At 57.7% G+C, this 25,264-nt stretch carries 26 protein-coding genes and 1 pseudogene; 11 read left to right on the forward strand and 16 right to left on the reverse strand.

Annotation, left to right across the window (positions count from 1 at the left end; all coding sequences use genetic code 11):
• Positions 1-151 precede the first annotated feature (151 nt).
• From GOX88_RS20210 to GOX88_RS20220, 3 genes are read right to left on the reverse strand one after another with little or no spacing between them, the layout of a single operon-like run.
• Positions 152-949 carry an iron chelate uptake ABC transporter family permease subunit gene (locus GOX88_RS20210; protein ID WP_170406184.1) on the reverse strand — a complete coding sequence of 266 codons (798 nt, stop codon included), beginning with the start codon at positions 947-949 and terminating at the stop codon, positions 152-154.
• Positions 949-1,689 carry a metal ABC transporter ATP-binding protein gene (locus tag GOX88_RS20215; protein WP_170406187.1) on the reverse strand — a complete coding sequence of 247 codons (741 nt, stop codon included), beginning with the start codon at positions 1,687-1,689 and terminating at the stop codon, positions 949-951. Before GOX88_RS20215 ends, GOX88_RS20210 begins: the two co-directional genes overlap by 1 nt.
• A 2-nt stretch (positions 1,690-1,691) precedes the next feature.
• Positions 1,692-2,204, reverse strand: coding sequence for a Fur family transcriptional regulator (locus GOX88_RS20220; protein ID WP_170406189.1), 513 nt, complete (start codon positions 2,202-2,204; stop codon positions 1,692-1,694).
• A gap of 56 nt (positions 2,205-2,260) precedes the next feature.
• On the opposite strand from GOX88_RS20220, the gene GOX88_RS20225 reads away from it, so the two are divergent.
• The 5 genes from GOX88_RS20225 to GOX88_RS20245 all read left to right on the forward strand — a co-directional run bounded on the left by GOX88_RS20225 (position 2,261) and on the right by GOX88_RS20245 (position 6,726).
• A complete protein-coding gene (locus GOX88_RS20225; protein ID WP_170406192.1) occupies positions 2,261-3,331 on the forward strand; it encodes a zinc ABC transporter substrate-binding protein in 1,071 nt (356 codons plus the stop codon).
• A gap of 183 nt (positions 3,332-3,514) precedes the next feature.
• Complete coding sequence (locus tag GOX88_RS20230) at positions 3,515-4,633, forward strand: CobW family GTP-binding protein (protein WP_367648088.1); 1,119 nt, start codon at positions 3,515-3,517, stop codon at positions 4,631-4,633.
• The gene (locus tag GOX88_RS20235) at positions 4,626-5,840 is read left to right on the forward strand and encodes a GTP-binding protein (RefSeq protein ID WP_170406194.1); all 1,215 of its coding nucleotides are present in this window, start codon (positions 4,626-4,628) and stop codon (positions 5,838-5,840) included. The genes GOX88_RS20230 and GOX88_RS20235 overlap by 8 nt, the downstream gene beginning before the upstream one ends.
• A complete protein-coding gene (locus GOX88_RS20240) occupies positions 5,837-6,472 on the forward strand; it encodes a DUF1826 domain-containing protein (protein WP_170406197.1) in 636 nt (211 codons plus the stop codon). Before GOX88_RS20235 ends, GOX88_RS20240 begins: the two co-directional genes overlap by 4 nt.
• The gene (locus GOX88_RS20245; RefSeq protein WP_170406198.1) at positions 6,472-6,726 is read left to right on the forward strand and encodes a DUF6525 family protein; all 255 of its coding nucleotides are present in this window, start codon (positions 6,472-6,474) and stop codon (positions 6,724-6,726) included. Before GOX88_RS20240 ends, GOX88_RS20245 begins: the two co-directional genes overlap by 1 nt.
• A 62-nt stretch (positions 6,727-6,788) precedes the next feature.
• On the opposite strand, the gene GOX88_RS23510 is transcribed toward GOX88_RS20245, so the two are convergent.
• Positions 6,789-7,058, reverse strand: coding sequence for an SDR family NAD(P)-dependent oxidoreductase (locus GOX88_RS23510; RefSeq protein WP_367648089.1), 270 nt, complete (start codon positions 7,056-7,058; stop codon positions 6,789-6,791).
• Between the two features lie 295 nt (positions 7,059-7,353).
• Here GOX88_RS23510 and GOX88_RS20255 point away from each other — a divergent pair, with 295 nt between their 5' ends.
• Positions 7,354-7,509 carry a hypothetical protein gene (locus GOX88_RS20255; RefSeq protein WP_170406201.1) on the forward strand — a complete coding sequence of 52 codons (156 nt, stop codon included), beginning with the start codon at positions 7,354-7,356 and terminating at the stop codon, positions 7,507-7,509.
• A gap of 154 nt (positions 7,510-7,663) precedes the next feature.
• On the opposite strand, the gene GOX88_RS20260 is transcribed toward GOX88_RS20255, so the two are convergent.
• Entirely contained in the window at positions 7,664-8,674 is a 1,011-nt protein-coding gene (locus GOX88_RS20260; RefSeq protein WP_170406203.1) for a fatty acid desaturase, read from the reverse strand.
• Positions 8,675-8,813: 139 nt separating this feature from the next.
• The gene (locus GOX88_RS20265; RefSeq protein WP_217354268.1) at positions 8,814-9,668 is read right to left on the reverse strand and encodes a class I SAM-dependent methyltransferase; all 855 of its coding nucleotides are present in this window, start codon (positions 9,666-9,668) and stop codon (positions 8,814-8,816) included.
• Positions 9,669-9,708: 40 nt separating this feature from the next.
• Between GOX88_RS20265 and GOX88_RS20270 the strand changes: the two genes are divergently transcribed.
• Positions 9,709-10,476 carry a DUF5765 domain-containing protein gene (locus GOX88_RS20270; RefSeq protein ID WP_170406208.1) on the forward strand — a complete coding sequence of 256 codons (768 nt, stop codon included), beginning with the start codon at positions 9,709-9,711 and terminating at the stop codon, positions 10,474-10,476.
• A gap of 133 nt (positions 10,477-10,609) precedes the next feature.
• Here GOX88_RS20270 and GOX88_RS20275 read toward each other — a convergent pair whose 3' ends face one another.
• Positions 10,610-11,236: an adenylate/guanylate cyclase domain-containing protein gene (locus GOX88_RS20275; protein WP_217354269.1), complete on the reverse strand. Its 627-nt coding sequence runs from the start codon at positions 11,234-11,236 to the stop codon at positions 10,610-10,612.
• 321 nt (positions 11,237-11,557) lie between these two features.
• On the opposite strand from GOX88_RS20275, the gene GOX88_RS20280 reads away from it, so the two are divergent.
• The 3 genes from GOX88_RS20280 (at position 11,558) to GOX88_RS20290 (ending at position 15,749) form a co-directional block, all read left to right on the forward strand.
• Positions 11,558-12,265 (forward strand): response regulator transcription factor, encoded by a 708-nt coding sequence (locus tag GOX88_RS20280; RefSeq protein ID WP_170406215.1) that lies wholly within the window; start codon positions 11,558-11,560, stop codon positions 12,263-12,265.
• Positions 12,262-14,400, forward strand: coding sequence for an ATP-binding protein (locus tag GOX88_RS20285; protein WP_170406217.1), 2,139 nt, complete (start codon positions 12,262-12,264; stop codon positions 14,398-14,400). Before GOX88_RS20280 ends, GOX88_RS20285 begins: the two co-directional genes overlap by 4 nt.
• A gap of 344 nt (positions 14,401-14,744) precedes the next feature.
• Positions 14,745-15,749, forward strand: a complete 1,005-nt coding sequence (locus GOX88_RS20290; RefSeq protein ID WP_170406220.1) for an isopenicillin N synthase family dioxygenase — start codon at positions 14,745-14,747, stop codon at positions 15,747-15,749.
• A gap of 148 nt (positions 15,750-15,897) precedes the next feature.
• Here GOX88_RS20290 and tcuB read toward each other — a convergent pair whose 3' ends face one another.
• From tcuB to GOX88_RS20305, 3 genes are read right to left on the reverse strand one after another with little or no spacing between them, the layout of a single operon-like run.
• Positions 15,898-16,965, reverse strand: a complete 1,068-nt coding sequence (gene tcuB, locus GOX88_RS20295; protein WP_170406222.1) for a tricarballylate utilization 4Fe-4S protein TcuB — start codon at positions 16,963-16,965, stop codon at positions 15,898-15,900.
• On the reverse strand, positions 16,955-18,349 hold the full coding sequence (tcuA, locus tag GOX88_RS20300) for an FAD-dependent tricarballylate dehydrogenase TcuA (RefSeq protein WP_170406225.1): 1,395 nt from the start codon (positions 18,347-18,349) through the stop codon (positions 16,955-16,957). The genes tcuB and tcuA overlap by 11 nt, the downstream gene beginning before the upstream one ends.
• An 11-nt stretch (positions 18,350-18,360) precedes the next feature.
• A complete protein-coding gene (locus GOX88_RS20305; protein ID WP_170406228.1) occupies positions 18,361-19,041 on the reverse strand; it encodes a GntR family transcriptional regulator in 681 nt (226 codons plus the stop codon).
• 78 nt (positions 19,042-19,119) lie between these two features.
• Here GOX88_RS20305 and GOX88_RS20310 point away from each other — a divergent pair, with 78 nt between their 5' ends.
• Positions 19,120-20,184, forward strand: a complete 1,065-nt coding sequence (locus tag GOX88_RS20310) for an AbrB family transcriptional regulator (protein WP_170406367.1) — start codon at positions 19,120-19,122, stop codon at positions 20,182-20,184.
• Positions 20,185-20,703: 519 nt separating this feature from the next.
• Here the strand turns inward: GOX88_RS20310 and GOX88_RS23785 are convergent.
• The 6 genes and pseudogenes from GOX88_RS23785 to GOX88_RS20330 form a co-directional block, all read right to left on the reverse strand.
• A pseudogene (locus GOX88_RS23785) lies at positions 20,704-21,002 on the reverse strand (thiamine pyrophosphate-dependent enzyme).
• Complete coding sequence (locus tag GOX88_RS23350; RefSeq protein ID WP_217354271.1) at positions 21,002-21,268, reverse strand: hypothetical protein; 267 nt, start codon at positions 21,266-21,268, stop codon at positions 21,002-21,004. Before GOX88_RS23350 ends, GOX88_RS23785 begins: the two are co-directional and overlap by 1 nt.
• Complete coding sequence (locus tag GOX88_RS23355) at positions 21,259-21,606, reverse strand: Rieske (2Fe-2S) protein (protein WP_217354272.1); 348 nt, start codon at positions 21,604-21,606, stop codon at positions 21,259-21,261. The genes GOX88_RS23350 and GOX88_RS23355 overlap by 10 nt, the downstream gene beginning before the upstream one ends.
• 183 nt (positions 21,607-21,789) lie before the next feature.
• Positions 21,790-22,185, reverse strand: coding sequence for a hypothetical protein (locus tag GOX88_RS20320; protein WP_174826197.1), 396 nt, complete (start codon positions 22,183-22,185; stop codon positions 21,790-21,792).
• 102 nt (positions 22,186-22,287) lie between these two features.
• A complete protein-coding gene (locus tag GOX88_RS20325; RefSeq protein WP_170406231.1) occupies positions 22,288-23,898 on the reverse strand; it encodes a glutamate synthase-related protein in 1,611 nt (536 codons plus the stop codon).
• A 48-nt stretch (positions 23,899-23,946) separates the two neighbouring features.
• Positions 23,947-25,188 carry a cation:proton antiporter gene (locus GOX88_RS20330; protein ID WP_170406234.1) on the reverse strand — a complete coding sequence of 414 codons (1,242 nt, stop codon included), beginning with the start codon at positions 25,186-25,188 and terminating at the stop codon, positions 23,947-23,949.
• Positions 25,189-25,264 lie beyond the last annotated feature (76 nt).

A 25,264-nucleotide genomic window follows, 5' to 3' on the forward strand; every position in this document is an offset into this window, starting at 1 on the left:
ATCTGCAGCCACGACTTAGTTGCTGAACCCCGACCTCAGCCCAAGGATTGAACAGTGGCGCGGCGACCACTGCAGCGTTCCCACAGCTTCATCCGACGCGTTCTTCTACGCCGAAGAGCGGACTATGCGAGTGCACTCCGGCTCAGGTGACCTAAGTCTGGTGCCGTGTCTGCCAACCAACCAGGCTGAAGCACGCAAACAGGATTGCAGCGACGCAGACAATCGAAGGGCCTGCAGGTGTGTCGAACACGTAAGCGGCCCTCAACCCGGCGATGGCGGAAACCGCACCGATCACGGCAGCGATCAAAGCCATCGTTTCCGGGGACTTTGCCAGGCTGCGCGCGGCAGCAGCCGGAATGATCAACATGGCCGCGATCAGCAGAACGCCCACCACCTTGATCGCCACTGCCACGGTAACGGCAAGCGAAAGCGTCAGGATCAACTGCTCGCGCTTGGGGTCAAAGCCGCTGGCATAGGCCAGTTCCTCGTTCAATGTCGCGGTCAGCAGTTGGGACCACCGCCATACAATCAACGCCACGACAAGGGCAGCCCCGCCCCAGATCACCAGCAGATCAGAGCGCGAAACTGCAAGAATATCGCCAAAGAGATACGCCATCAGGTCAATGCGAACGCCCGACAGAAACGAAACCGCGACGAGGCCGAACGCAAGTGCGGAATGGGCCATGACGCCCAGAAGCGTATCCATGGCGTAGCCACGACCGGCCAACAGGGTCACGGTCAGCGCCATGGTCAACGCGACAACCAATGCGCCCGGGAAAATGGACATTTGCAGCGCCAGTGAAAGCGCAACGCCAAGGATGGCCGCATGTGCTGTTGCATCACCGAAATACGCCATCCGGCGCCAGACGACGAAACACCCGAGGGGGGCGGCGGCAAAGGCCACGCCAACACCCGCAAGCGTGGCACGGGTCATGAAATCATCAAGCATTATTCTGCGGCTTCCTGAGAGTGATCACAGTGATCGTGATCGTGGTCATGATCATGACGGTAAAGCGCCAGCGCGCCGCCCGTCCCGGTTCCGAACAGCGCACGGTATTCCGGGGCCGAGGCCACGACGGCGGGCGACCCTTCGCAGCACACGTGGCCGTTCAGGCAGATCACCCGGTCCGAAGCACTCATGACCACATGCAATTCGTGGCTGATCATCAGAATGGCACATCCGGTTTCGCGGCGCACATCTTCGATCTGGCGATAAAACGCTGCCGATCCCGGTTGATCCAGACCCTGGGTCGCCTCGTCCAATAACAGGACCTCAGGCCGATTGATCAGAGCGCGCGCCAATAGCACCCTCTGAAACTGCCCGCCGGACAATTGTGACATCTGGCGCTGCAAAAGATCAGGCACGCCCGCCGTTTCAAGCGCCTGTGCGCAGCTTTTGCGTGAAACACGGTGAGTCAAACCCATGAAGCGCTCGACCGAAATTGGCAGGGTCGGGTCGATATGCAGTTTTTGCGGAACATATCCGATCTTCAGACCAGGCTTGAGGGACACTTTCCCGACGGATGGCTTGGTCGCACCGATGATCGCCCGTAACAGGCTGGTCTTGCCGGACCCGTTTGGGCCGACAATCGTCACGATCTCTCCGGGCTCAATTGCCATGTCCACATGACGCAGAACGGTATTTGCGCCGTAGCGCACGCTGAGGTTCTCAACGGTGATCAGGGTCATCTCTACGCCTTTTTGGTGCAGTCGGGGCAGATTCCCTCGGCTTCTACAACCGTTCGCTCGATCTCGAAACCCGCCGCACGCGCCGCCGCGCCAAGGACGCCCTTGGCCGGAGCGGACTGAGCCTCGGCCACCGCATCGCATTTTCTGCAGATCATAAAGGCCGGGGAATGCGCAGCACCGGGATGCGAGCAGGCGACAAACGCGTTCAAACGTTCGATCTTGTGCACGAACCCGTTCTGGACAAGGAAATCAAGCGCGCGATAGGCGACTGGCGGTTGGGACCCAAACCCTTCATCCCGCAAACGATCAAGGATGGCATAGGCGCCTAGCGCCCGATGCTCCTGCAGCAACATCTCCAGAACCTTGCGTCGAACCGGGGTCAGACGCAGCCCTTCCTCTTTGCACCGAGCTCCCGCCGTGGCCAGCGCAGTTTGGACGCAATGTTCGTGATCATGTTTCTGGAACCCAACCGGGGCCGTATCGTCGACCGGAATGGGGTGCGTGTCACTTGTCATGTTATTCCATATCATGTATGCGGCTCGTAACGTTATAAAATCACACAGAGGGTCTGATGTCCAGAAAGCTTCTCCCAGTATCGATTTCGGCTGCACTTATGGGTGGAACGGCCATGGCGGATGTTCCGAACGTCGCAGTCGATATCGCGCCGGTTCATTCGCTGGTGACCCGGGTCATGGAGGGTGTTGGGTCACCGAATCTGATTGTTCCGCCCGGTGCCTCGCCGCATGAATACAACCTGCGCCCCTCGGAAGCTGCTGCATTGCAAGAGGCCGATCTGGTGTTCTGGATCGGTGAAGACCTGACGCCGTGGATGGAAGGTGCAATGGAAACGCTGGCCGGTGGCGCAACCGTCACGTCATTGCTGGAATCGGACGGAACAGTTCGTCTGGATTTCCGTGAAAATGCCCTGTTCGAGGCGCATGAACATGGGGACGAAGACGACCATGGGCATGAGGAACATGCTGAAGGTGAGGACCATGACGACCACGATCATGAGGAGCATGCCGAAGACAAGGATCATGACGAAGAGCACACGCATGAAGACGAGGATCACGAAAAGCATGACGATCATGGCCACGAAGATCACGCCGACCACGAAGAGCATGAACATGGCGACCATGATCCCCACGCCTGGCTGTCTCCGGCAAATGCAGAAACCTGGCTGAACCTGATCGCGGCGCAACTATCGGCCGCCGACCCAGACAACGCGGGCGCGTATTTTGCAAACGCTGCCGCCGCGCGTGATGAGATGGCAACGCTGTCGGCCGAGGTTGCCGAGACATTGGAGCCTGTTCGCGGTGGCAGCTTCATCGTGTTTCACGACGCCTACCAGTATTTCGAGAACGCGTTTGATTTCCCGGCATCGGGCGCAATATCGATCAGTGACGCAGCCGACCCAAGCCCGGCGCGCATTGCCGAGATTCAGGCGCGCATCCGCGAAGAGGGCGTCGATTGCGTGTTGGCAGAACCGCAGTTCAACGCTGGAATTGTGGACACCGTGCTGGACGGGACCGAAGCCAAAACCGGCGTGATAGATCCGCTCGGGTCCGATCTTGAACCCGGCGCGGCGCTGTACCCGCAAGTCATCCGCAACATGGCCAAGACACTGGCCGATTGCCTGTAATCCTTGCGAACGGCCCGGTCGAAATTGAAGCATCGACCGGGTCAATCACTGTTTGAGACGTTAGCGTCTCTGGTCAGCTCAACTCCGACAACTTTCCGAACAGGCCATGGTCATGATGTGGGTAGCTTGTGTTTTTCTTTCCCTTATTGTTACGTTATCACATTATACTCAAAGGAGTGTGTAGTGATTTCTCACGCGGCTTACGGCACCGACCCCACCAATGACCGACGCGTACCGGTCACTGTTCTGACCGGCTTTCTCGGCGCCGGTAAAACGACGCTTCTGAACGCAGTTCTCTCAGGGACTTCTGCGGGCAAAATCGCAGTCATCGTGAATGAATTTGGCGAAGCCGGGCTGGATCACGATCTGATCGAGGCAGTCGAGGATGAGATCGTCCTGATGCAATCCGGCTGCCTTTGCTGCTCCATCCGGGGCGACTTGGCAGGGACGATTGCAGATCTGATCGAACGGCGGGACGATGGGCTTCTGCAATTTGAGCGGATCGTCATCGAAACAACCGGGCTTGCGGACCCTGCCCCCATTCTGCAGACGTTACTTGTCGACCCCGAATTGGCGCGCAATACCCGCTTGGATGGCCTGGTCACACTCGTCGATGCGGTCAACGGAGCTTGGACCCTGGACACCCAGTTCGAAGCCGTCTCGCAGGTCGCGATGGCGGACCTGATCCTTCTCAGCAAAACTGATCTGGTTTCCAGGTCAGAGGCAGACGCCCTCTCGCAACGGCTGAGTGGCCTGAATCCCACCGCCCGGATCGAGCGGCCCTTGGCCGGGCAATTTGATCCGGACAAGCTCTGGGGTTTGAGCGGCCTGCGCAAGGACGTAGACCAAAGGGATGCCATTACCTGGACCACCCATGCCTTGCCCGAAGAAGACCCGTTGGCCAACCTTTCCGGGTTTTCCAAGCCAAAGGCCGCGCCTTTTGCGGGGTCACCCCATGACACGCGGATCAGTTCCGAGTCGATTGTGCTGGACGCGCCCATCAGGGATTCCACCTTTGACTACTGGCTGGACTCACTGATCGCGCTCAAAGGCCCGGACATTTTGCGCGTCAAAGGCATCGTCTTTCTTCAGGGCATCGATGTGCCCTTCGTATTTCACGGTGTGCAGCACGTTTTCGACCCGCCCGTGCCGTTGAATAACTGGATCGGGGATGACCGCCGCTCGCGCATTGTGGTCATCGCCCGTGATCTCAGCCGTCCCGAATTGCAGCGCAGCCTCGACATGCTGCGTGCGCATCAACCCAAATCCGCCATGAAAGAAGAGTTTCAGAGCCATGACTGATACCCGTCTTCCCGTCACCGTCCTGTCCGGCTTTCTCGGGGCTGGCAAAACCACCCTTCTGAACCGGGTTCTGAACAATCGCGAAGGTCGGCGTGTTGCCGTCATCGTCAACGACATGTCCGAAGTGAATATCGATGCCGATCTGGTGCGCGCCGAAACCGAGCTGAGCCGCACCGACGAGACGCTGGTTGAGATGTCGAACGGCTGCATCTGCTGCACACTGCGCGACGACCTGCTGGACGAAGTGCGGCGGCTGGCGGCAGAAGGCCGGTTCGACTATCTGCTGATCGAGTCCACGGGCATCTCGGAACCCCTTCCCGTCGCGGCAACCTTCGACTTTCGAGACGAAGATGGGCAGAGCCTGTCGGACGTTGCCCGCCTTGATACGATGGTTACGGTCGTCGATGCCGTGAACTTGCTAAAGGACTTCTCAAGCCATGACTTCCTGCACGATCGCGGCGAGACGATCGGAGAAGGCGATGAGCGGACGCTGGTTCATCTGCTGACGGACCAGATCGAGTTCGCCGACGTCGTCATTCTGAACAAGATTGACGATGCGGGACCGGACCGAACCGATGCTGCGCGAAAAATCATCCGCAGCCTGAACGCGGACGCCAAGATCATCGAAACAAACCACTCCGATGTTGACGCCGACGCTATTCTGAACACCGGGTTGTTCGATTTCGAAGCCGCCCATCAGCATCCGATGTGGGCGAAAGAGCTGTATGGCTTTGCCGATCATGTGCCGGAAACCGAGGAATACGGCGTTGCGTCTTTTGTTTACCGCGCCCGCCGGCCGTTTGAGCCCGAAAAGATTCTGGCCCTGCTGAACGGCGACTTGCCCGGTGTAATCCGGGCAAAGGGGCATTTCTGGATTGCAACGCGGCCCCAATGGGTCGCGGAGTTCTCATTGGCCGGTGCGCTGTCGAGCATTCAGCCAATCGGGACATGGTGGGCCTCCGTGCCCGAAACCCGGTGGCCTGAACACCCCTCGGTCCTTGACTACATCAAACAGCACTGGGCAGAGCCATGGGGCGACCGGCGGCAAGTGATTGTCTTTATCGGCGCGGGCATTGATTGGCCTGTTCTCAAATCGCGGCTCGATGCCTGCTTGCTGCCCGAGACCGTCGCGCCCAGCCCAGACGCTCTACCCACGGACCTGCCGGACCCGTTCCCGATCTGGCGCAGGGTGGAGGACGCCGCGTGAGCTTGGTTCGGGCAGAATTGAAGAGCGCAGCGGTGGGTGTCGGTGTTGCCGACACATTGAACGGGTTGGCAAAGATTGAAATGCCGGGATGCGCGGCAACGATCTGGCGGCGCCAGCTGAGTTCAGAGTTTCAGGCATGGATCGACGCGCTTGATCCATCGCAGTTGCCAACCGCACGGCTTGTTCTGCGCCCCGGGGCCATCCCAAGTGCCATGCAGCATCTGTGCGACATTGCAGGCATGGAAGACACGGCAGAACGCAGCTGGTTCGAAAACGATATCTCCGATTTGGCAGCGCGGTTCGCCAAGATGATGCGCGTGCCATTTCTGCGCCTTCGGCTGGACGCGATCAACACCAACGCTTGTCGGAAATTCCACATTGATGCCATCTATGCACGCCTGATCTGCACCTATCGGGGCACTGGCACGCAATACGGGATTTCGACTGATGGCGAAGACCCAAAGCGAATTTTCACCGTCCCGACCGGCGCACCGATGGTCATGCGCGGCACGCTTTGGCCGCAGGACCCGCCAGCGGGCTTGGTACACCGCTCACCACCGATCGCGGGCACGGGAGAAACGCGCCTGGTTCTTGTTCTGGATCCAATTTTTGACATCGAAGAGGGCGACTGATGGGCCGCAATCTTGGTCAGACAAATCTGCGGAAACGGCGCCGCCGAGAAGATCCGATGCGCGAGTTCGACCGCCTTCCCCCAGTTTTGCGCGCATGGGTGGCGCAGGCCGCCCTGCCCTGGCGTCCACGCTCGGTTCTGCGCGCCTATAACAATGCGCTGGCCCGAACGGGCGACCAAAGGCACGCGCTGGATGAACTCAGACGCCTCGAGTCTTTGCAATTGGCGAAAGACGCCAGAGCAGCAGTCATGTGATCTCGGTCGGTAAGTTGTGCCAAGCTGACTTTCAAAACCGTCCTTGGTGAATCTCTGCGTTGCTACCTGTACAATTGCCGCGATTCGATGAATGCATCGATCTGGGGCAGCACGCCGAGCACCTTTTCTACCACCCGCCGGACCGAGGTCAGATCGGCCAGGTCCATCAGGATGGACCGGACATCCGCATCGGCGCCTTCGTCCTTTTTCAGCTGTGCGAAGGTGGTCTCGGATTTGGGCGCGATGCGGTTCAGCATCACAACGGCCGCGCCTTTGGACAGAAGGATTTTGGTCTCTTTATAACCAGCGCCGGCATTGGCACCGGTGCTCACATTAGTTTTGCCGGTCAGGTCTCCTACACGCACAGGGGTCCAGCCTTTTGGGGCCGAAAGGAATTGTCTTCGCTATTGTCATGATCATTCGACTTCCGGTGGCGCTGGCAAGTCCGCCTACCAAAGCGTTTCAGTTACGCGATTGCGGTACGGTGCTTATTGAAGAAGGCATCCACGATCTCGACCATTTAGGCGATGTACTCGGGAATGTCGTAGAGGCTCACAAGGCTTGCACCGGCAACCTCGTGGAACTGATGCTCCGAGGTTACACAGTCATAATACGCCTTGGTACAGATTGCCGCTTCGAGACCAGTTTATCGCGGCGCGGCATGATTTCACGGATGACGACTACATGGGCCTGAACCGGATCGTGATGACCGAATACCTGCGCGACGTTGAATTGGCCCGGCGCGTGTTTACGCGAGCGGAAATGAGCAAAAACCCTGTGTGAAGCATCCTTTCCGGCGCTATCTAAACCGGGCCTCTTCGGAAGGTTGACCGAATATGCAACCGCTTTGCCGACCGCAGGCGCAAAGGTGTTTTTCTTCTGGCCAAAGCTCCTTGTTGGGTAGGACAGCCCAAGGGACACGTCAAATGTGCTGAGATTACAGCTCGCGTGATCGCGGTGAAGTGGCCCAACCCGAACGGATATCATTATGGAAGGAGTGTGGGAACGGGATCATTCTGTTCGCCTCTTCATCCCAAAGCCGCCACCGCAAACATTCAACGGACTCTCTGAGCCCGATGGCCGCGCTGTTCCAATTCTGGGCGATTGCCGCATTGCATTCCTTCAGGCGATAGCACGGGATTTTCGCGTTGTAGTGGTGCAGATCATGAAACCCAAAATTCAAGAGCACAAAGTCGACGAGAACCCCCAACCGCAACGAGCTTGCACCGTTCAATGCCGCAGCATGAGCGTTTTTTTCGCCCGTGTCCCGCCAATAGGTTTCCTCGAAATTGTGGCCGACATAGACGACAAAAATGCCAAAGCTACCGGCAAAAACACTTCCGAGGATCAGGGTAAAAAACGCCCACCACCCCAGGAATTTGACCACCAGAAACCAGAAGCCAAACATAGCAATGTTCTGCAACAGCACGTCCCGGACACCGACTTTCAGCGTGTTTCTGGGCCAGCGGTACTGCACAAAATAAACCAGCAACGGCCCTAGAAGGAACAACGTGACCGGATGCCTGTAGATGCGATAGATCAGCTTCTTGGAAATGGGCGCGGCTTCGTATTCGCGCCGTGTCATCACATAAACCTCGTGGACATCCCGGTGCTTTAAGTCTCCGAGATGCTGATGGTGCAGATTGTGATTGTACCTCAGAACGCTGTGCGCAATGCCCGAGAAAATCGAAAGGCAGTTGCCCAGAAGATCGTTCAGCTTTCGGCTGGAGAAATAGCTGTAATGCCCACAATCGTGTTGGATAGAATAAAGCCTCAGAATTCCTGCGCCAAAAAGCAATGCACCACCAAACAGCGCCAGCCAGGAACCGGGAAAGGCGGCGGGAACGCCCAGCCCAAGCGCAACGATGACCACACTGATCGCAAGGGCTTTGCAGGCCGACCAATCGTCTGCTCGTGCAAATTCACGCGGAACTTTGATCGAGTTCATTCTTAATCGCTTGTCAAAACCTGCTAATTTGAAGGCACTTTGTCACCAACGGCCTGACCTTAGCAAGGGTCAGTCAGCTTATGGTCGTCTGGAAATACACCCGCCTTGGCACAATGACCGCCCGAACCATCCCCAATTGTCACTCGGACACGCGGGAAAACTCCAAGAACATGTAGGGCTGAAGGTTCTCGCAAGGCCCAAGGCGAAACACCTGCGTAAGACCAAGAGCCTTTGCCGCGCGCCCGACCTTGTTGAACACTCCGATATGCTTCTGGAACACGGGATCGGTGTTGAACCGGTCGATCATCCGGTCCGTTATCTCGTGCCGCACACGCAATTTCAGCTGAGACCCCGCCAGATGGCGCTTGATCTGGGACAGCTGGACAAAGTTCAGACTATTCCAAAGGCCATGCACCTCATAGGTGTTCTCGACCCAGTCAATGCGCCGCCTGAACATTCTGCCGGTCGTTGCCTTAGAACCGACAACGGGGATGTTGAAATGGGGCTCATAGGGAAAGCCATAATTGGGGCACAGCACCAGACACCGTCCTTGTGGTGTCAGGAACCGAGGAAGCGTGTCCAGAAAGTGCCGCCAATCCGGCAGATGCTCCAGCACATTGACCAGATAGACCAGGTCATAAGCCTTTGAGGGGTCATAATCTTCGTAGGCCGACCGATGAATTCGTGCCCCCAGCCCCTGGGCATGTTGCAGGACGCCTTCCATCGTCTCGAACCCTTCGGCAAAGGGTTCGATCCCTTCCATGTAGATGTTTGGGCTCTGTTGCCCCAGCAATGTCAGCAGGATTCCAGCGCCGCAGCCGATTTCAAGCGCGCGGGCACCCGATGGCAATGCCGAAATCTCGGGGGCCAGATTGTGATAATGGAACCGTGCAGCGCTGAGCCAGATGTCTTTCAGTGGGAAGTCGAACCTTGCGAAATCGTCCAGAACCTCATCGATTAAAAAAGGCCTTTCTCGGCGGTTCAACGAATGCATACTGATCCCGACATGATTAGTTTCGGAAATTGATAGAACAATGTGTTGGAGTGGACCAGCTTCATATACGATAGCAGCCATTGGGGTCGTCGCCACCGTAAAAGCAATACGTCAGGGCGACAGCGCCTTGCTCTGGTCCCCGCTGGTGTATTTCACGGCCATCGAAGTGCTGCAGGGATACTCCTACTCGGTCGAAGGCCAGTGTGCCCTGCCCCAGAACCAGGTCGCAGCCCTGCTGGCCTATGTGCACATCGCGTTCCAGCCATTGTTCACCTGTATCCTGGCGCTGTACTTCATCCCAAGCGACATGCGCCGGATGATCATGCCGATCGTGCTGGGCATCGGGGCACTGACCGGAGCGTATCTGTTGATACAAATCTATCCCTTCGAATGGGCCGGCGCGTGCAGGCCCGGGCGGCTGTTGTGCAGCGACCATCTTTGCGTGAAGAAGGAAAGCTGGCATATCGGCTGGCACTTACCCTTGAATGATCTGGGAGAGCGGCTGCCCGCCACGATATTCGGGCAACAATACGATTTGAATTTTCCGGTTTATTTCACCGTGATGTTCATACTTCCGGCCCTGTTCGGCGCCTGGAAAGTGGCTGGTTTTCAACTGTTGGTCGGACCGACACTGGCTTGGGCCACGGCATCCAGCCCCACGGAAATGCCCGCCATATGGTGTCTTTTCTCGCTGGGGATCGTCGTGACTATTGTCTTCACGCCACTACGGGAATTTCTGTTCGTGAAGACCTGGCCCTTATGGGATGTGCTGCGCAAGGTGAACGGTAGATATAAAAGAACACTCTAGAAACCGTACAAGCCGTTCACCCTACGCATCACCATTTCTCCTCTCATCACGCTTGCGATCTGAATGTGTTCAACTTTGGACACCAAGACCCCCCTCGAGCATTTGAAAGGCGAAAATCCAAACCGACACGGCCCTAGGCCGTGTCTTTTTCAGCCAGTTGGTAAAGAACCCACTCTTCTGACAGCCCCTTCAATGTCTTTGGCCCCACCTTGGAGAATTCCAGACCTGACCCAAGAACCAGGTCGCGGACGGTGCTGGACACCCAGACATGCCCGCCCGGTGTGAGGCTGAGAACACGGGCCGCAATTGCAATCGCGATCCCGGTCACGTCGTTCACGGTGCGCAAACACTCGCCCGCATGAATCCCGGTGCGGATCTTGAGGCCGGATTTACTTGCTTCGGCCTGAAACTCCCGGGCACATGCGATTGCGGCACTGGGTCTTGGGAACGCTGCCAGCAATCCATCACCCATCAACTTGATAAGTGAGCCGTCGTGCCGAGCAACCGTCTTGATCGCGGCCGCATCAAGACAATCCATGACATCCCGCCATTTCGCGTCGCCAAGGCGTGCGATGATTTCGGTCGAATTCACCACGTCGGTCATCATGATCGTGATCAGGAGACTGTCGTTTTCATTGTCGCCTGCGTTAAGCGAAATGTTCTCTTGAAAAGTCTGGTCGATCAGGTTGCCCTGATCCGACTGGGCCTTGCCGGGCCGGGTCGGGAATCTTTTAACAATCGCCGGATCGTCTCTGGTCATGTCGAGAACACCCAAAGAACCAAGGTTCTTCCAGGGGCTCAGCGGTTCAAGCATTTCGGGATAATCAACAGGCTCAATAATTGAAAACGATGTGTTCAGCATTTGTGCACCACCAAATAAGGTATTTGCACTGCAGGCTACTTGCTTATTGTCAACAAGCCGCGACGCAAATGTTAATGAGATATTAACGGCGGCTGGTTTAGCGCACGCTAGGCTTGTGCCTTACGGGGTACATATTCCAAAAAGGAGTTAGAGCACAGCGGACCGCGACATCCACCCACGTGAAATCGCGTATCGAAACATGGTGTTGAGGACGGACCCTTGAAGAAGCTGAATGTACTGTTGGTAGAAGATGATCCGTCACTGCTTGCTTTGACGTCCGCGCTTCTCAGACCTCATTTCAGTGTTCTGCAGGCCTCTAATGTTGCAGAGGCCCGCGCGGTCCTTGCCTCAAAACCTGTCGATATTGCGCTGCTCGATCTGGGCCTGCCGGACGAGGACGGACTGGTTCTGGCCCGTTCGATGCGGGCGAAATCGGCCCATCCCCCCATCATCTTCGTGTCCTCCAGGGACAGTGCCAGTGACAAGATCAACGGGCTGGACATTGGGGGTGACGACTACTTGACCAAACCCTTTGATCCCGATGAGCTTTTGTCGCGCATAAACGCGGTTCTGCGGCGAACGAACGCCCATGCGTCGGCCCCGCGCAGGGAGACCCGGGTGCGCCTTGGTGAAGTGGAAATAGACCTCGACACAAGGCAAGTGTGGAACGAGCGGCTGGAAACCACCCCCTTCACCCGCGCCGAATTCGATGTGTTGATGGCGATCGTCAATGCAAACGGGCGGGTGTTGTCCCGCGCGGTTCTGCTGGACGCCGTTGCCCTGTCGCCGGATCATGATGCCGGCGAACGCACAATCGACGCATTGGTCGCGAAAATCCGCAAAAAGCTGTCCAACGGACAAGATGGACCCAAAATAATCTCAACTGTCCATGGCGTCGGCTACCGGCTGGGGCTGGTGCGCAGTTGAAAGCCCGAGCCTACATATATGACGAGCCTATCAATGCGGTTACCCAAAACTTCGTTGATAAGACAGTCGAGGGCAAATACCGCGAGTGGTATTTCGAATCCACGCGCGGCCAATTCCGGACCGCCTTGTTGTTCGGGGCGTCGTTCTACGTCGTTTACGCCTTTCTTGAAGTCTTTGTGCTGAATGGGCGGTCATTCTCGGGACAGGACTTGGCAGTCTGGGGGGCCAGACTATTCATCATCTCGTTTATCTTTGGACTTTTCTTTTTCTCTCACAAGCTTCCCGCGCGCACGCTGCCCATCATCATTTCGGTTGGCTGGACCGCGATGTACCTTGCGATCTGGGCTGCGTTTGCGTTTTCGGGCGATCATGCCTCCAAAGACTTCCTGTACCGCTTTGCTTTGATCAGTTTGGCGGGAACAGTTTTTCTGCCCTTTGTCTTTTCTCACTCGGCAGCGCTGCAACTTATGCTTTTCATCCCGGTCTCCTATTTTCTGGTGTTTGATAACTCCGGCAGCGGCATCGATACCTGGATCGGGCCTTCCTTTGTTCTGTGCTCGACCGTTCTGATTGGCCTTTATGCCAAGTTTTTCTCGGAAAGGACGTTGCGGGCAAACTTTGTGCAAAGTGTCTATCTTGAAAAAGCGCGTAATGACGCGGAGAAGGCGAATGAAGCAAAGTCGCAGTTTCTGGCAACCGCCAGCCATGAGCTCCGCACACCCCTGAACGGCATCGTCGGGAATATCCGGCTGATCAAACTGATGCCCCAGGACCGCGCGTCGCTGGATCAGCGGCTGGACGAAATCGAACGCTCGAGCCTGGCGATGAGAAACCTCATCGACGACGTTCTGAACATCGCAAGGCTGGAAGAAAAAGCCGAAGATCACGAGTTTCAGACTTTCAACCTGTCTGAAATCCTTCAGGATCTTGAGGCCGTTCTGCGCCCGCTGGCCCGTTCCAAAAATCTGCAGCTGATCATCCCTCAATTCGACGATGGCGTTTACCTCAGCGGCAATAGCGGACACCTGAGGCACATCCTGCTGAACCTTCTGGGCAATGCAGTGAAATTCACCCATGAGGGCTCGGTGACCTTGTCGTTCGAGCAATCGAAACAGTCCGTGGCCTTCACGGTCAGCGACACCGGGATCGGTGTACCCGAGGATCAGGTTGCCAGCATTTTTGAACCCTTCACGCAGGCATCGAACATTGACTCCCGCAAAATAGGGGGAACCGGGCTGGGGCTTTCGATCGTGCGCGGGCTTGTGACCTCGCTGGAAGGGCAGGTGTCCGTGAAAAGCAGCCTGGGTGAAGGCACGGTTTTCCGGGTCGAAGTCCCGTTTCAGGCCGCCCCGGCACCGTCGCCCCAATCCGAGGCCGCAGGGCTGGCTGTTACTGTGGGCAAGCAGCAGAACGTTCTGATTGTCGAAGACGATCCCACCAGCATGGAAATCCTCAAAAGCCTGTTGGAGCGAGATGGCCATGAAGTCACCGCCGCAGCAAACGGCCGCGATGCAAAAGAGCTGTTCCGGCCAGACGACGTTGATTGCATTCTGACTGATATCCGCCTTCCCGATACGACGGGCGTTCAACTGGCACGCGACCTCAAGGGAATTGCCAGGGCCAAGCGGCCTGAAAAGACGATCGCGACCATCGCCGTGACAGCAAACGTGATGCCCGAAGACCTTGATGAGTATACGGCAGCAGGGTTCGACGCAGTCGTCTCCAAGCCGCTGGACGAACGTGTTCTGTACGGAGCGATCCGAGCGTCGATAGATAAACACCCATCAGACAAGCCATACGTGTCCAAAGGGTCAGAAGCCACCAAGGCGCGCCTGAGCAAGTTCCTGAGCGGTGAAGAAATGGAACAAGTCTTTCTGGCTTTCAGAGACTCACTGGAAGATTGCCACACGCAGCTGAAGAAAGCGCAAAAGCAGGGAGATCGGGATCGGATAGAGTTCCTGGTACATCGAGTATCCGGCAGCGTTTCGAGCTTTGGCGAAACTGAACTTGCCAACATGGCAAAATCTGTCGAAGCACTCTTGAAGTCCGGCACTGAAAACTATGGCGCCGAGTTGAAAGAACTGATTGATTCCTGTGGGACCGTATTGAAGAGCCTCAAAAAACGAACGGCTTGACAGGCCGGGCTCCGACAGTCGCCCCTTCTGTCCGGAAATAGAACATAACAAGGCACGTTCAGGCTTTTTCTCACAATCTTGGGTGTTGCATACTAACGCGTACTGTAATTACGCGCGCTTCCCCTCGACAATAATAATCCTCAAGGTCCGTTAGTTGTTTTATATTTTATTGGCATTCTTAGGCCCCTTTTTGTGCCCTCAGGGCCATAACAGGAAACAGGGCACAAGAAATAAGATGAACTGAATTCATCTCATCTCGAAATTTTGAAATATTGAAAAAGGTCCGACCCCTGTCAGTTTGCGCGTGCAATCAGGCCTCTCTCAGGATGGAAAAGAGAACCCCTATGGCACAAGATCTCGTTGCTCAACTGGATGACAAGCTGCGTGCAAAGCGTGAATCCTTCGACAAACCCCCTGTGATCGACATCGCTCCGTTGCTGGACGGCAGTGACAAGCAGAAAGTGGCAAAGGAAATTCGGTGGGCACTTTCGAACGCCGGTTTCATGTATGTGAAGAATCACGGCATCGCGCAGGATTTCGTCGATCAGGTCTTCGACGTCACCCGCCGCTTTTTCGGCCTGCCGATGGAAGACAAGATGAAGCTGCATGTCAGCAACTCGGACGTGGCACTTCGCGGCTATATCGAGCCCTACGGAGAAAACACCGACCCGACCAAGACCAAGGACCTGAAAGAGTGTTTCGACATCGGGCCCGAGCGCGACGCATTGGAGGGACCGTTCTTCGGCCCCAATCAATGGACGGACGCACTGCCCGAATTCCAGGACCTGGTCTATGGCTACCACCAGAAAATGGTCACGCTGTCCAAACAGTTGCTGGGCGGTATCGCTTTGAGCCTGGACCTGTCTGAAACCCACTTCGAAAGCCAGATGCAAAACCCGATCAGCATCCAACGTTTGCTGCACTACCCACCGCAAAACGGCATGATTGACGAAAAGATTATCGGTATCGGCGCACATACCGATTATGGAAACCTGACCATTCTGGCTCAGGACGATGTCGGTGGTCTTCAGGTGATGAACCGCGAAGGCAATTGGGTCGAGGGGTCTCCGATCCCGGGGACGTTCGTGATCAATATCGGGGACCTGATCCAGCGCCTGACCAATGATGTCTATCTGGCTAACATGCATCGTGTCATCAACACATCGGGTCGCGAACGCTATTCAATCCCGTTCTTCATTGATGCTGACTATGATGCGGTGTTCACGCCTTTGGACACGTGCATCTCGGACGAAAATCCGCGCCGCTATGAAGGCGTCACATGCGGAGCACATAAGTTCGGACGCTTCGCCGCCAGCTACGCCCATCTGAAAGTGAGCCTCCGCAACTGACCAGGTTGTCAGAGTTCAAAGAGGCATCGTCGCAGTCTCTGTCATGAGCGGTTTTTGAGTGTGCTCTTCGCCAGGGCTGAGCTGAAAACACACAATCGACGCCATTTGAGGCGTCGATTGCAAGCCACTCAATGGGGCCGCAACGAACCTAAGCGCCCCGCCCCCTTTGAGCATCCCGGACAAGAGCGGCCATACGGTAAAACCCATGCGCCATTTTGGTATACGGCATCAGCAGAAAGAAGGTCAGAACCGATCCAAGGTGGATGGCAAGAAGCGCAGGCATCAGAGACGTTGAGCCAAGGGCATAGAGAACCAGCCCGCTAAACCCCACAAACCCGAGCAACATGATGAATCCGATATCGCCGCCCCATGCCAACGGGTCGCCGAGGTCGCGGTCTGACTTTTGCTTCAGCAGTGCCATGGCACCGCAGCCTACTGTCAGCAGGATGCCACCGGAAATCCCGAATAGCTTGGGCAACGACCAGAACCCGTAAGGCGCGTGCATCCCGAAGCCATAATGCATGATCGTCGCTACCGATGTAGACGCAAAGCACAGCAGGAACCCATACATGATGGCGTGGTGAATGTGACGTCGACCCTGACTGAACCGGTCTTCATCCTCAAAATTACAGCCCTCGCCGTGGCCTGCGGAGAGATCCTGCATCCTGCCGGCGCGCTTGAAGGCCGTCATCAAATCAGTCTTTTGGATGGGTTTGCCGCCGACCGCAGTCCAATAGCGCCTCAGGCTGAAGGCGATGCTAAAGAGCGGCAGCAAAAATGCCGGAGCAAAGATCGCGACCATCGCATTGTGCGACAGAACGGCGTAAAACCCCTCCCCTCCGCCGGAGCCGATGGCGCGTATAGCCCAGAACAGCAGGGCAAATCCGATCACAAGCGCCAGCGCTATTGCCCCGCCTTGAGTGTGGAACCGGCGCGCCAGAGGCTGCGGCCATGCGAAGCTTTCCCAACTGTCTCGCCGCACCTCGGCCAGAGCTTTCGGAAAGTTGAGGTCAAACTCGTGCGGAGCCGTATACTGACAGGCGTAGTAGCAACCCCGGCAATTGTGGCACAGATTAGCCAGTTGCGTGATGTCTCCATCGGAAAACGCGCGTTCCGCATGTAAGGATGGAAAGACCGAGCAATAGCCCTCGCAATATCGGCAGGCGTTGCAGATCTCTGCCTGACGGCGGGCTTCCTGAATAAGATCAGTTTGCATATGCTGCGGCCTCACGTCCTGCGATGCGTCCAAAAACGGTTCCGATGGTCATGCCGAACCCGGCCAGGTAGCCTTGCCCCAAGATCGACCCGGCCATGGTTTCGCCAGCCGCCCAAAGGTTCTTGATCTTGCCGTTAGGGGTCGAGCACTGCGCTGCGTCGTCAACTTTCAGCCCGAGATAGGTGAAGGTCACGCCGGTGCGCAGCGAGTAACCATAGAATGGCGGCTCGGTGATTGGACGAGCCCAGTTGGTCTTGGGTGGCGTCAAACCCGAGGTGGCGACCCCGTCCAGTTCGGTCGGATGAAACCTGCTGGTGTCGCCGCAGGCGGCGTTGAACTCGGCCACCGTTGCATTCAGTTTGTCCGCAGGCAGGCCCATCATCGCGGCCAGTTCGTCCAGCGTATCCGCCTTCAACGGCGGAAACACCGAGGGCATGAACAGATTCAGTGACTTGGCGTCGATGATCACATAGCCCACCTGATCCGGCTGCGCCGCCACCAGACGGCCCCAGATCGCGTAGCGCTTGGGCCATACATCCTCGCCTTCGTCATAGAACCGCTGGGCGTCTTTGTTCACGACAATTGAAAACGGCACACAGTCCAGTCGGGTGACGATACCGCCGTCGAATTTCGGCGCGCGCCCGTCGATGGCGACCGCGTGGCATTGGGTCGGGTCGCCGACGCTTTCGACGCCTTGATCCAGAAGATCAGCCAGAACCACACCTCGGTTATACGGCGTACCCCGGATCAGAAAGTTCTTGGCAGGCTCACCCCATGCGCGGGTCAGCCAATCCGTGTCGGCCTGAAACCCGCCCGAGGCGACAATGACCGCTTTCGGAGTGATGCGATGAGACTGGCCTTCAAAGGTGTAATCAACCCACTCGATCCGGTCACTGTTCAGCTCCAGATGCGTAACCGCGGCCTCATACAACACATCAACGCCGAGACCGGCTGCAGTTCTGTAATATGCGTTCACCAACGACTTACCGCCTCCCATGAAAAAGGCATTGGTCCGCGCCAGCGATAGTGTCCCTGAAAGCGATGGTTGGAACCGAACCCCGTGCTCTTCCATCCACGGCAGGCATTCCTCTGACGTGCGGATCGCGAGGCGCGCCAAATGCTCGTCGGTTTTGCCGCCGGTGACCTTGAGCAGATCCGAGAGGTATTCGTCTTCGCTATACTCCTCAATCAACGGACCCAGAGGAGATTTGTGCATGCACCGAAAGTTACGCGTGTGGCGCGAGTTCCCACCACGATAGGGTTTCGGAGCCGTTTCGAGGATCAGAACGCGGGCACCTGCCTCGGCGGCGGTCATCGCGGCACAGAGCGCAGCGTTGCCGCCGCCAATCACAACGATATCGTAAGCTTCCTTTTGGGTGGCCATATCCTGTCCACCTATTGATTTTCGTCGATTGAGCGGTCGCGTTCCTGCAAGGCGCGAATTCGCATCCTTTGTGCGGCTTGAATATGCGCGCGCATCTCCGTCTCGGCCGCAGAACCGTCCCGGGCCTTCAAAGCTGCCATGATGCGCCGATGCTCTGCCACTGCCGCCTCGGATCGCTCGCTGTCCAGCAATTGCGAAGGCCCAAGAATCAACAGCGCCTTTTGCAAGGACAACATGGATTTGGACAAAAACCGGTTCTTGGCGGCATCCAGAAGCGTTGCATGAAAGATCCTGTTGATCTGAGTCGCGCCCGAGCCGGTACCAGCCTCGGCCAGCCGGTCATTCAATATGTCCAGCTCATCCAACTCGACATCCGACGCCGCACGCGCCGCCAGCCGCGCGGCCGTCCCCTCAAGGACAGCGCGCATCTCATACAGCTCCATTACCTCGGCATAATCCAGACTGCGTACGGTCGCGCCCTGCCGCGGAACATGGGTGACCAAGCCATCTGCCTCCAACTGCCGTATCGCCTCGCGGATAGGAGTCCGGCTGACACAGAGCCGCTCGGAGAGCTCAGTCTCGCGCAGGCGCTCACCAGGCAGAAGGGTACCTTCGCGAATCTCGTCCAACAGGCGTTGATACACAGAATTGCCTTGCGGGCCGGGCTGTAAGGGGTCGTCCTGAACCGTCATCACACACTCGCTTGTCTTCTTGCATCCATTTGCATACATTTGGATACACTACGAGTCAACAACGCTGGAATACGTGCCTTGCCCACCCGGACCAACACGCTTTCTCCTCTGACCAAGCGGGCCGCTACACTGGGCCTCGCACTTCTGGGCACCGGGGTGTTCTGGGCATTGGGTCTGCCGCTACCCTTTCTGTTCGGCCCCATGAGCGCTTGTCTGATTGCAGCCTTAGCTCATGCTCCTATGGAGGGGTTTGGGCAGGTCTCGGTTGCGGCTCGTACCATACTGGGCGTGGCCGTAGGGGCGTCGATCACCCCGGCCCTGTTTGGTGAACTTCCAAAAATGGCAGCGTCGATTGCGCTGATCCCGTTCTTCATTCTGCTGATCGCGCTGGTCGGAGTGCCATTCTTCCGCAAGGTCTGGGGATTTGACACCACAACGGCCTTCTACGCAGCAATGCCCGGCGGATTGCAGGACATGATCATCTTCGGCACTGAGGCTGGTGCCAATCCGCGGACCTTGTCCCTGATCCACGGCACGCGCGTTCTGATCATCGTGACGCTGGCCCCGCTGTTTCTGACCGTGTTTTACGACGCCCAACTCACCAACCCGATCGGAGAACCCGCGCGAGACCTACCAGTACATGAATTGGCGCTGATGGTTCTGGCTGCCTTTATCGGCTGGAAAGGCGGTGAGCGGATCGGCTTATTCGGGGCATCGATCCTCGGCCCGATGGTCCTGACGGCGGCGCTGTCACTGGGCGATTTCATTCACACCCGCCCACCGCGCGAAGCAATATTGGCCGCGCAGTTTTTCATTGGCTGCGAAATCGGGGTGAAATTTGTTGGCGTCACCTGGGTCGAATTGCGCCGGGTTGTAGCTGCGGGCTTCGCCTACGTCATTGTCCTCGCCCTACTGGCAGCCGCTTTCACCGCCGTTGTCACTACATTGGGCTTTGGTCAACCGATCGAGGCTTTCCTTGCTTTCGCCCCCGGCGGACAGGCCGAGATGACGGTTCTGGCCATTGTTTCAGGCGCAGATCTTGGCTTTGTGATAACCCACCACCTGACACGGATCGTTCTGGTAATCATCGGCGCGCCCATCGTTGCCAGCCTTATTGTCAGGTGGTCTAGATCTCAGGACTGATCATGTGGTTCAGCCACTTTTTTGCAATGAGGATCGTGCAAAAGGGCGGACACAAGACCTTCGCTGCGCATGAAGTTAATGTCCGCTTTGACGGTAAGGCGTCTCGATCTTGAACCGCCGAAGATCCAACGCCGAGCCTGTGTTAAATCCTTACACGCGGCACATCGTTGGGATCGAGGTGGCAGCGATGGCCTGTTCCTGATCATCTGCGTATTTCACCGAAATGCCTTTCCCGCCAAGCGACGCACCGAACCCGGCAAAAGACGGTCAGTCAATCATCGACAAACCGGGAACCATTTTTCGGTCAGGGAACTGGATATGTTCCGCGCCATAAGAGGCCGCCAATCCGGAACCAATGCTCGCGACACACCTTCTGGCGGACATTCGCCAGGGCATCCGGCGTCAGACCAATTCCGCATCGGTCATGAATTCGACCAGTGCTGGCCCCTCAATCTCTAGCGCCGCGCTGATTGCGGCATCGATCTCTTTGGCATTGGCGATCTTTTCGGCATGACCACCTCACAGTTGGGCAAAGGCCGCAAAGGACGGATTCACCAGACTGGCCTCCCGGACGGGCCATTCACCCGCCCGCTGTTCTTTCGAAATCTTGCCCAGCTCGCCGTTGTGCAAAAGGATATGGGTAATATCCATGCCGTATTTGACGGCCGTGGTGAAATCCATCGGGTTGTGGCCAAGCTACTGTCACCGGACACCGAAATCACCTCGCGCCCCCTGAGGGCGTCAATATCCCGAGTCGCGGCCCAGGCCCCCATCGCAGCCGGAAAACCGAACCCGATCGACCCCGGATAAACTGACATCAGAACACCCGCGGCGTCGGGGTGGTCGTCCGGCCCGCAGGCTGATCCGACGGCTTGGTTTGCACGTCGTCAGGGAACATCAGGTGTGCGACATCCTGTTCGACAATCGCGTTCTTACAGGCCAGCGCAGCCAACACTGCATGGTTCGAACTGCCCAGAACCGGTTGCGAGAAACGGGCAACTGCCTGAAACGCCGACCGCAGGTCGATATCCTGAAACGCACCGGGACCCATGACCTGAGTCTGGACCTGCCCCGTCAGGGCCAATACCGGAGCTCGACAAAAATCTCGCCGTTCCACAGCTCGACCGGAAACGTCTTTTGCCCGGAATCTTCGTGGCCGCCGGGTGGAGCACCGGTCAGCGGATCGAAATCCCACCCATGCCAGGGGCAGCGAAACCAACACTTACCGTCCACACCCTTTTCGATTGACCCTTCACCCAGCGGCCCGTTCTGATGCGGGCAACAGTTGTCCATCGCGGTCCACTGACCATCGAAATGGGCAAGGCAGATCGACGTGGTGCGCGCGGTAACGGTCTTGACCCGCCCTTCCGGCAGATCGTTTGTATGACCCAACGATGTCCAGTCCAGCTCTTGATCGGGCATCGTTTTCTCCTCGTCGGTTTTCCTGGCGCGCAACGGTTGGCTCACGCATGATGTCAGTCGGTTTTGCCTTTCACCCGGTCGTGGATTTTCTGCAGCCCGGTGAGGATCAAAAAGCCCGCCAATACCCAGATCATCAGCTCGAACGGAGCGATGTCCGTTCCCCGTGGCCAGCGCGCCAGAAGGCTACCCTGCGGGCGAAGCTCCGGTATTCCCAACAGGCCATCCAGAAGGTCCGGCGCATCCTTTCACCACCTCGGTCGTGCCGGCATCAATCCTGAGCACCAGAAGATCGCCATGGCGAACCACCTCACCCTCAAGCGAAATGTACCGGGTGAAATAGTCATACGCCGTGCCTGGTAACGGCCCTCCATCCTGATCGACAACCATCAGGAATTCACTGCCGTCCACCGGCTTGGTCGAAACGAAAACCGGCGGGATATCCCCTATCAGGCGCAGGTTGGCGCAGGCCTTGTGCGCGATGCCCCGACCCGGCCGCATTGCGCTGGCCAAACATTTGCCATCGCAGATTTCGCCGGCCAGACGCCAGCAGCGGGCGAAACACGTAGGCTCCTCGTGCATCGTCGTCTATTCGGTCGATCCCAACCGTCAGGAATACCGCAGCGACCACGCCCCCGGCGATGAGCCACCATCACACAGCCGTAACGATGACATTCGCGGCGGTCACTTCATCCCTCCGAATGTCACGCCCGACAGGTCAGCCATGTCGCGCTTCCAGGTGGTCAGATCGTCGATGTTGAAACCCGACAGGTGATCGTGGCCACAGGCACGGGCCATCACCTGCATCAGCTCGACCGAGGCTTCGAAAAAGTTCGCCAGTTGTCTGGCCGACTTCTCTGCCACCAGCCGGCTGACAAGGTGTGGCTTCTGGGTGGCGATGCCGACTGGGCAATTGTTGGTATGGCAGGCGCGCATGGCAATGCAGCCAATAGATTGCATGGCCGCGTTGGATACGGCAATCGCATCAGCCCCCAGCGCCAAGGCCTTGATGAAATCCGCCGGTTTCCGCAGCCCCCCGGTGATGACAAGCGTCACGTCGCGACGGTCCAGCCAGTCCAGATGCGCCCGCGCCCGGGCCAGCGCCGGGATGGTAGGGACCGAGATATTGTCGCGGAAGATGATCGGTGCCGCCCCGGTGCCGCCACCCCGGCCATCGAGGATGATATAGTCGACGCCCACCTCCAGCGCGGCCTCGATGTCCTTTTCAATATGCTGGGCCGACAGCTTGTAGCCAATCGGAATGCCGCCGGTGCGGTCGCGCACCTCATCTGCGAACTCCCGGATCTGGGCCGGTTTCGTCCATTCGGGGAAGCGCGGCGGCGATATTGCACTCTGACCGGGTTCAAGGCCGCGCACTTCGGCGATCTTTCCTTTTACCTTGTTGCCGGGAAGATGGCCGCCGGTGCCGGTCTTGGCCCCCTGCCCGCCTTTGAAATGGAACGCCTGCACATTTGCCAGTTTGTCCCAGGAAAACCCGAACCGGGCCGAGGCAAGCTCGTAGAAATAGCGGCTGTTGGCAGCCTGCTCGTCGGGCAACATGCCGCCTTCGCCCGAACAGATCCCCGTTCCCGCCATTTCCGCCCCCATGGCCAGCGAGACCTTGGCAGTTTCCGACAACGCGCCAAAGCTCATATCCGAAACGAAAAGCGGAATATTCAACCGCAGCGGTTTTCGCGCATTGGGGCCGATCACCACGTCGGTGCCGATCGGATCGTCGTCCAGTAACGGCGCCTTGTGCAGCTGTGCGGTCAGGATCTGGATATCGTCCCAGTCAGGCAGTTGTGCGCGCGGCACCCCCATGGATTCCACGGCACCGTGATGGCCGGTCTTGGTGAGCCCCTGTTTGGCATATTGCTGGATCAGCCCGTTATAGGGCTCTTCCTCGGTGCCGTGGCTGGTATCGGCATAAAGGCCCAGATACTGATCCCGCTTGAAAGGCTGCGGGTTTTTTAACGCCCAGGCGTTGATTTCATCCTCATCAACCCAGACCTCACAGTTTTCAACCCAGGATTGGAACTTTGGCAATGCCTCGTCATTGGCATATTCCGACACCCCGCTGTCGACCCTGTAGTCCCAGTAGTGAACGCCGCAGATCAGGTTGTTGCCACGCACGAACCCGTCCGCCATCAACGCGCCGCGATGCAGGCAGCGCCCGTAGAACACCGACACCTCCTCGTCAAAGCGGACGACAACCAGGTCGACCTCGCCCACCAGGGCGTATTTCGGCTTTCGATCCGGCAGGTCGTCCAGTTTGGCGACAGATACTTTTTTCATGAGAGACTCCCTGTACTTGCTGTTTGGCTGGCGTTGGGTGAGTGGTGTTCAGGTTCCGTTTTCAATCGGTTTTCCGGCTTCGGGCTGGTTTTCCGGGCAAGCACCCCGTCTCGCAATCATCCGACCGTACCAGCGTGCAGCCGGGGCCGCCGTAACCCCATGCAACACGGCGCTGATCCAGACCGTATTGATCGCCAGATGCAGAATATGGTCTTCGAATTCATGCGGCAGAGTATCCAGCACCAGCAGCGCAAACAGCGCAGTCGCCAGTCCCCGCGGCCCGAACCATCCAAAAAACACACGCGTGAGGTGGGATGCGTCGGTGCCAGCCAATGACAGCCAGATGGCCAGCGGCCGCACAAGAAAAAGGCTGGCAAGGATCAGCCACAGCATGGGCCAGGTCAAATGTGCCAGCGCCTCGGGCACCAGCCCCGCTCCGATCAGCAGGAAAGCAGCCCAAGCCAGAATTTGCCCTTCACCTTCGGTGAATTCGTAAACAAACCGGCATTGGCCTTTGACGACATTGCCAAAGCAAAGCCCGGCAACAAAAGCCGAAATAAACCCGTTGCCGCCCACGATGCCCGCCAAAAGATAGGCCCCGCCCGCCATGGCGACCGCGCCGATCCCCTCGTAAGCGTCCGAGGTGGAAGCCAGGCTTTTTGCCCGCAAAAGCGCCCAGCCACCGGCAAAACCCACAAGCGCCCCGGCAAGCGGACCCAGCACAACCTGTTTCAGGCCGAACAAAAGCCAGTCGGTCGAACTGTTGGACATGTCCTGCGCCACCAATGCCGCCAGCAGCAGGATCGCGGGCAGCGCCAGCCCGTCATTCAACCCGCTTTCCACGATCAGAGCCCGGCGCGGGCGCAGCGGAACATCCGGGTTCGTGACCACCGGCTGCCCCAGTGCTGCATCTGTCGGAACCAAAATCGAAGCTGCCAGAGCTGCGGTCAAAAGCGACCATTCCGGCACTAGGGCCCATCCCGCAAAGGTCCCGAAAAGGATCGCCAGCGGAAGCCCCACAAGCAGCATCCGTTGCGGCCAGATATGGCGGCGTTTCAGAGAATTCAGATCGGTCTGTGCTGCATCCAGAAACAACAGGATGACCAGGGCAACTTCGGCAACCGGATGCAGCAGGTCCTCGATCCCTTGCGCCGACAGCAGCCCGGTTTCCGACAGACCCACACCCAGCGCCAGAAACAGCATCGGTGCCGTCAGGATCGTGCGCGACAGGCGGACAGCCAGCAGACAATAGGCCGCGGTGACGAAGCTGACGATGATCAATCCTGACAAGCCTTGCCCCTCCCACGGTATCGGCACCGGAGTTTCAAACCTGCACCCGGTTGCCGTCTTTGATGCCGCTGCACTC

It is taken from the genome of Ruegeria arenilitoris, from assembly GCF_013030985.1.
Taxonomy (GTDB): domain Bacteria; phylum Pseudomonadota; class Alphaproteobacteria; order Rhodobacterales; family Rhodobacteraceae; genus Ruegeria; species Ruegeria arenilitoris_B.

What these genes read in the sequence shown, in the direction of transcription:
- tcuA (WP_170406225.1), bottom strand. Translation starts at nt 18,349, where the DNA reads ATGGCCACCCAAAAGGAAGCTTACGATATCGTTGTGATTGGCGGCGGC.
- GOX88_RS20265 (WP_217354268.1), bottom strand. Translation starts at nt 9,668, where the DNA reads ATGCATTCGTTGAACCGCCGAGAAAGGCCTTTTTTAATCGATGAGGTT.
- GOX88_RS20225 (WP_170406192.1), top strand. Translation starts at nt 2,261, where the DNA reads ATGTCCAGAAAGCTTCTCCCAGTATCGATTTCGGCTGCACTTATGGGT.
- GOX88_RS20235 (WP_170406194.1), top strand. Translation starts at nt 4,626, where the DNA reads ATGACTGATACCCGTCTTCCCGTCACCGTCCTGTCCGGCTTTCTCGGG.
- tcuB (WP_170406222.1), bottom strand. Translation starts at nt 16,965, where the DNA reads ATGCAAACTGATCTTATTCAGGAAGCCCGCCGTCAGGCAGAGATCTGC.
- GOX88_RS20245 (WP_170406198.1), top strand. Translation starts at nt 6,472, where the DNA reads ATGGGCCGCAATCTTGGTCAGACAAATCTGCGGAAACGGCGCCGCCGA.
- GOX88_RS20210 (WP_170406184.1), bottom strand. Translation starts at nt 949, where the DNA reads ATGCTTGATGATTTCATGACCCGTGCCACGCTTGCGGGTGTTGGCGTG.
- GOX88_RS20325 (WP_170406231.1), bottom strand. Translation starts at nt 23,898, where the DNA reads ATGAAAAAAGTATCTGTCGCCAAACTGGACGACCTGCCGGATCGAAAG.
- GOX88_RS20275 (WP_217354269.1), bottom strand. Translation starts at nt 11,236, where the DNA reads ATGACCAGAGACGATCCGGCGATTGTTAAAAGATTCCCGACCCGGCCC.
- GOX88_RS20215 (WP_170406187.1), bottom strand. Translation starts at nt 1,689, where the DNA reads ATGACCCTGATCACCGTTGAGAACCTCAGCGTGCGCTACGGCGCAAAT.
- GOX88_RS20290 (WP_170406220.1), top strand. Translation starts at nt 14,745, where the DNA reads ATGGCACAAGATCTCGTTGCTCAACTGGATGACAAGCTGCGTGCAAAG.
- GOX88_RS23355 (WP_217354272.1), bottom strand. Translation starts at nt 21,606, where the DNA reads ATGCCCGATCAAGAGCTGGACTGGACATCGTTGGGTCATACAAACGAT.
- GOX88_RS20270 (WP_170406208.1), top strand. Translation starts at nt 9,709, where the DNA reads ATGTGTTGGAGTGGACCAGCTTCATATACGATAGCAGCCATTGGGGTC.
- GOX88_RS20220 (WP_170406189.1), bottom strand. Translation starts at nt 2,204, where the DNA reads ATGACAAGTGACACGCACCCCATTCCGGTCGACGATACGGCCCCGGTT.
- GOX88_RS20260 (WP_170406203.1), bottom strand. Translation starts at nt 8,674, where the DNA reads ATGAACTCGATCAAAGTTCCGCGTGAATTTGCACGAGCAGACGATTGG.
- GOX88_RS20305 (WP_170406228.1), bottom strand. Translation starts at nt 19,041, where the DNA reads ATGACGGTTCAGGACGACCCCTTACAGCCCGGCCCGCAAGGCAATTCT.
- GOX88_RS20320 (WP_174826197.1), bottom strand. Translation starts at nt 22,185, where the DNA reads ATGCACGAGGAGCCTACGTGTTTCGCCCGCTGCTGGCGTCTGGCCGGC.